The sequence below is a fragment of the Streptomyces sp. NPDC055140 genome (assembly GCF_053607285.1).
Genome location: NZ_JBSGTG010000099.1, coordinates 1 through 5,159, shown reverse-complemented (window position 1 = coordinate 5,159; position 5,159 = coordinate 1). Strand labels below are relative to the sequence as shown.

Annotated in this window: 7 protein-coding genes; 3 read left to right on the top strand and 4 right to left on the bottom strand. The window is 68.0% G+C overall.

Annotated elements, in window-relative coordinates; translation table 11 throughout:
- Positions 1-49: 49 nt before the first annotated feature.
- Entirely contained in the window at positions 50-451 is a 402-nt protein-coding gene (locus ACWFR4_RS47485; RefSeq protein WP_453658051.1) for an ATP-binding protein, read from the bottom strand.
- An 8-nt stretch (positions 452-459) separates the two neighbouring features.
- On the bottom strand, positions 460-888 hold the full coding sequence (locus tag ACWFR4_RS47480; RefSeq protein ID WP_453658049.1) for a hypothetical protein: 429 nt from the start codon (positions 886-888) through the stop codon (positions 460-462).
- Between the two features lie 155 nt (positions 889-1,043).
- On the opposite strand from ACWFR4_RS47480, the gene ACWFR4_RS47475 reads away from it, so the two are divergent.
- The 3 genes from ACWFR4_RS47475 to ACWFR4_RS47465 are packed head-to-tail and all read left to right on the top strand — an operon-like array spanning position 1,044 to position 3,566.
- On the top strand, positions 1,044-2,144 hold the full coding sequence (locus ACWFR4_RS47475) for a helix-turn-helix domain-containing protein (RefSeq protein WP_453658047.1): 1,101 nt from the start codon (positions 1,044-1,046) through the stop codon (positions 2,142-2,144).
- A gap of 17 nt (positions 2,145-2,161) precedes the next feature.
- A complete protein-coding gene (locus ACWFR4_RS47470; protein ID WP_453658045.1) occupies positions 2,162-2,830 on the top strand; it encodes a YdcF family protein in 669 nt (222 codons plus the stop codon).
- The gene (locus ACWFR4_RS47465; RefSeq protein WP_453658043.1) at positions 2,772-3,566 is read left to right on the top strand and encodes a WbqC family protein; all 795 of its coding nucleotides are present in this window, start codon (positions 2,772-2,774) and stop codon (positions 3,564-3,566) included. Before ACWFR4_RS47470 ends, ACWFR4_RS47465 begins: the two co-directional genes overlap by 59 nt.
- A gap of 101 nt (positions 3,567-3,667) precedes the next feature.
- On the opposite strand, the gene ACWFR4_RS47460 is transcribed toward ACWFR4_RS47465, so the two are convergent.
- Both ACWFR4_RS47460 and ACWFR4_RS47455 read right to left on the bottom strand, forming a co-directional pair.
- Positions 3,668-4,057: a hypothetical protein gene (locus tag ACWFR4_RS47460; protein ID WP_453658041.1), complete on the bottom strand. Its 390-nt coding sequence runs from the start codon at positions 4,055-4,057 to the stop codon at positions 3,668-3,670.
- Positions 4,058-4,240: 183 nt separating this feature from the next.
- Positions 4,241-5,159, bottom strand: a 919-nt coding sequence (locus ACWFR4_RS47455; RefSeq protein ID WP_453658039.1) for an SUKH-4 family immunity protein, incomplete at its 5' end; no start/stop codon positions are given.

Here is a 5,159-nt window from a genome sequence, read left to right as displayed (position 1 = left end):
AGCGACACCAGCAGGCGCAGTTCCTGACCGGGCGGGGTGAGGATGACGGTCATGACGCCGTCCCCCCTGCGGCCTTGAAGCAGGACCAGACGACCTTCCCGATCGGGGTGCGGTCCTCGACTCCCCAGCCATCGGCGAGCACACTCACCAGCGTCAGGCCGCGTCCGGACAGGTCCGTATCGGCCGCCTGGCGGACCGCGGGGTGCTGGCTGCGGCTGTCATGCACTTCCAGCCGTACGACGTCGTCGTCCGCATCCAGCTTGACCAGGAAACCGTGGTCGGCGACGGTGCCGTGGACCAGGGCATTGGTGGCGAGCTCGGAGACGCAGAGCCGGATGTCGTCGGCACGACCCGGCAGGTCCCATTCGGTCAGGGCGTCCGTGGCGAACCTCCGTGCCTGGCCGATCGATTCGGGCTGGGCCTTGAAGAACCGCTGGGTCGTTTCGGTCATAGTGGCCCTCATGACTCGGTGTCCTGGACGCGGGTGGTTCCCGGGCCGCGGCGGCGGACGGGGCCGCTTCGGGCGACGGGTGGGTGCGCTGTGCGGGGGCGACGGACCAGCAACAGCCGCGAGCCGGCCGCTTCGATCTTGCGTCCGCGTTCGGTGGCTATGGCCTTCGGCCCCATGTGCGACATGGCCGGGGCAATCACGCCATAGACGTCCGGCAGGACCAGCACGTCCAGCAGCCCGGTGAACGCCGCAGAGTCCGGCCCGGAACTCACGTCACGGTCGGTGAAAACGCCGGACAGCTGCAGCTCGTGGCTGCGGCAGTACTCGGTGAGCGACGCGGCCAGCGCCGCATGCCGGGCCGCGGAGACCCGCACCAGCCGCAGGAAGCCGTAGACGACCGGGCCGCTGACCTGGCGATGTTCCGTGAGGGGTTCCATGCTGGGGACCGTCCGAAGGGCTCGACAACTGGCGACTCCTTGAGCGTGGACGCTGACCAACTCCCGGCCAATCACCGCCTGTTCCACTTCCGTTCCACTTCCGTCCCACCGGCTGCACAGACCGTGCTTCGATGACTGGCGGAAGGGAGTGACGCGTGGCGACCGTGCACCACTGGACCGGCCTGGAGGCCAAGGCCCTGCGGCTCGCCCTGCGACTGAGCGTGCGGGCCTTCGCCCAGGACCTCGGCCTGGCGATTGCGACCGTCTCCAAGTGGGAGTCCAAGCTCGCCGCCACCGCGCCCAGACCCGACACCCAGGCCATCCTCGACACCGCGCTCGGCCGCGGGGATGCCGCCGTCCACCTGCGCTTCGAGACGCTCCTGTCCGAGATGACCAGCGCCACGACCACAGCCCGGCGCCGCGTCACCGCCTCCGGACCCCGGGCCTGGGAATACGAGTCCTGGGCCGACGACCTGGACCGGGTCGTCGTCGCCTTATCCCGGCAGAACTTCACCTTCGCCGACAGCCTCCTGGCGCGCTGGCTCGGCCGGTTCAAGGCTCCCGAACTGGACGTGAAGGGCCTGTATCTGTTCGCCCGCTCCACCGCGCTGCTCGGCGACCTCAAGCGCGACCAGGGCGCCGTCCTCGGCCCGCTCACGGCCCAGCAGTCCTATGCCAGCGCCCGATCCGTGTTCACCCAGCTCGACATCCCCCGGCGCGTCGCCCAGCTCGACCTGTCCCTCGCGGTCGTCACCGAGATGTCCGGGAAGCTGGACATCGCCGCCCGCACCTACGAAACCCTCGCCGTCGACGACCGGCTCTCCCGCCGCGACCGCGCAAGGGCCCGGCTGTGGGTGGGGACCGCGCTGAGCAAGGACGGCAACCACGACTATGCGACCCGCGTCATGCAGGCTGCGACCCGCGACTTCGAAGACCTCTCTGAACTCGACGACTGGTCGGTGGCCCACCAGAAACTCGCCCTCGCCCGCCGCGGCGCCGGCGACCTCACCCAGGCCCTGCACTTCATCGACATCGCCCGCAACAGCGGGAGACCCGAATCACCGATGCAACGCGTGCGACTGGACACCGCTCATGGCCACATCCTGCTCTCCGACGCAGCGACCCGGGATGATGGACTACTCGTCCTCGACCAGGCCGCCAGGACAGCCGCGCAGTACGGCCTCGTGCACCAACTGCGCAGTATCGAGGGCATCAAGGCCATGAGCGAGGGGCCGACCGGCCCCCGGCAACGGTGACTAGGGAGAACACACGCGTGAGCGACAACCGGCAGGCCATCACCGAGGACCAGTGGGGCCAGGCCAAGCTGATCTGGGACTACCACCAGATGCAGCACGAACTGCGGCCCGTCGATGTGGCGATCGGACTGGGCAGCCACGACCTCGGCGTCGCCGCCCACTCCGCCGAGCTGTATCGCGCCGGGCTCTTCCCGACCTTGGTGTTCACCGGCGGCAACAGCCCCACCACCGCCAGGGTCTTCCCTCGCGGTGAGGCTGTCCACTTCCGCGAGCACGCGATCGAACTCGGCGTCCCCGCGGACGCGATACTGCTGGAGCCCAACGCTGGGAACACCGGGCAGAACATCACCTTCTCCCGAGAGGTCCTCGCCGATGCCGGCATCACCCCGACCACGGTGCTGCTGGTGTCCAAGCCCTATATGGAAAGGCGGTCGTTCGCGACCGCCCGCAAGCTGTGGCCCGACGTCGAGATCCTCTGCGCGTCGGAGCCGCTGGAGTTCGACGACTATCTGAAGTCCATCGGCGACGAGAAGCTCGTCCTGGACATGCTCGTCGGCGACCTCCAGCGGGTCATCGAGTATCCGAAGCTCGGATTCGCCATCGAGCAGGAGGTCCCGGAGGACGTGCATGGAGCGTACGAATCCCTCATCAACGACGGCTTTACCAGCCGCCTCATCTCTTCTTGACCTGCCGAAGCCGGGTGGGCTGTGCGCCATTCACCAGCCCAACCTGTTCCCAAGGCTGACCACGCTGGCCAAGCTGTTCGCTTCGGACTACTGGATCGTCCTGGACGACGTTCAGTTCACCCGCCGCGACTACCAGCACCGAGCCCGCCTCGCTGACCTCGCCGCCCCGGCCTGCCACCAGTGGCTCACCATCCCCACCCACCTGCCCCAGGGCCGCCCGACCCTCATCAGGGACGCGGTGATCGCCGATCCAGAGCGGGCCCGCCGCCGGACCGCGGGAATGCTGCGGCAGCACTATGGCGCCAGCCCGCACTGGCCCGTCCTCGCCCAGGCCCTGGACCCAGTGCTGGACGCCTTCACCACCAGCCGTACTGCGGCCGTCGCCGAGACCTCAACCCGCGTCCTGCTGGACCTGCTCGGCTGGAAGGGCAAGGTCCTCGCCAGCAGCCAACTGCCCTCCCGGCCAGGCCGATCCCAGCGGCTCGCCGACCTCGCTGCCGTGACCGGAGCCCGCGCGTATCTGTGCGGGACCGGAGGCATGGCCTATCTCGATGAGGCACCGTTCGCCGCCCGGAACATCGCCGTGACACCGTTCCTGCCGCCACTGATCAATATCTGGGCCTCCGGCCGCCGGCTCAGTGTCCTGTGGGCCCTCGCGGCATTGGGCCCAGAGACCGTGGCCGACCGTCTCCAGGCCCTCGCCACCGACCACACAGCCCTGCAGCCCGCCGCCTGACCGCGGCTGTCCTCCCTCCTCGAGGAGGGAGGCGTACCAATGAACGTCGCGGAGGCCCCGGCCGCCGATGCGCCAGGGGCTCCGTTGCGGCACGACAGGAGCTACCCGGCGCCGTACGCGGCTTGTAGACGGGCCAGTAGATCGCGTGCGTCCGCGGCGGAAAACGCAGCCACATCACCATTGGATGCGCCCTCGACAGCGATCTCCCACTCGCCATTCTCTGAAGCCGCAACCTGGATGGGCGGCTGGGCCATCCACATCACGTCGATGCCGCGCCGCACGACCACGGCTACGAGGCTGGGCATCAACGCCGCACCGCCGGCGCCACCGGGCCCCATGAGGAGGTCGGCGAGCGCTTCTGTGGGGTTGTCACCTCGCACGCTCTCCGTGTTGAGAGCGATCTGCCCCTCGCCCACATTCGTGAGCATCACCGCCATGTGGGTGCAGTCCTCGTTCCGCTGCCACGGTGGAATCTCCCAAGTGAACGTCATGGGCTCATCCTGCCCAGGCTGCACGTGAGTTGACGCATGCAATGGTGACGTCAATCGGCGGACGGATGGCCTCCGGCTGGATTTCGGCCTTCCGTGTACCTGAGCCTCCAGCGCTGGGGCTGGTGCCTGATGCCGCGACGAACCTGGGCTGCTGGGACGCCCTCCGTCGGTTGAGGTGCGCCGTCAGGACTGGAGCACGCCTCCCGGCTCGTCGCGGAAAATTTCCAGCCAGTACCCGTAGTCGTCCTCGTCTGTCGGAGGACGACAGGCGACGGGGTCCACTGACGAGAGGACCTCGATCATCGTGTCAGCGAGCTGCTCGTAGAAGTCTTGGGTGAAGCCGTGATCCTCGTCGAGGCGTTGCTCTCGGCTGTACATCCATATCGTGAACGCCAGCGTGGAGATGTCGGCGTTGACTGGAGTCGTCGTGTCGTCACCGTAGAGGTGGTACGAGAGGAGCCCCGTGCTGCCGTCGATCACGATCTCGAAGTCGTGGCTCAGGCTGCCAAGGCAAATCAAGTTGTCCGCACCGGCCGGCGTCTTGCAGGAGTCTTCGTCCCTGGAAGTCGCGGCGTCCGTGAGTGTCAAAAGCAGGTTTTGATCACGCCACATGCCGAACACGCCGAGCTCCACCCTCGGGAGCCCGACCTCCGCGAGAAACTGTCGGGTCGGCTCGTGAACCAGGGCCGCAGGCAGCGCAGACGGGTCGATGCGAATTATCGCTTCCGGGCCGAACTCCTCGTCCAGCAGCCTTGTTGGCAGGTCCAGGCGAAGGCCTATGCCCGGCCGGGCGACCAGAGCCAGCGGTCTGATGAGGGCGGCGATCCGCCAGAACGCAGGGAGGGGGCTCTCCCCGGCGGCCGGTGTGCCTGCGCTACCCCAGCCTTCCTTGCCCCAGTCCTCGTCAGTGAAGGCCGACATCAGCAGGGCCGAAGCCTCCGCCACTACGTCAGTACCAGTCCGCCCCGCCAGCGCGGCGAACCCGCCCCGCATCAACCGGAAGTCTTCCACGTTCTCAAGGAGCCGCACCAAAGCGTCGACCGAGGGGGCAAGAGGGATCACTTCGATCAGCCCCGGCGAGTCCTCGAAGAGGTACATGCTG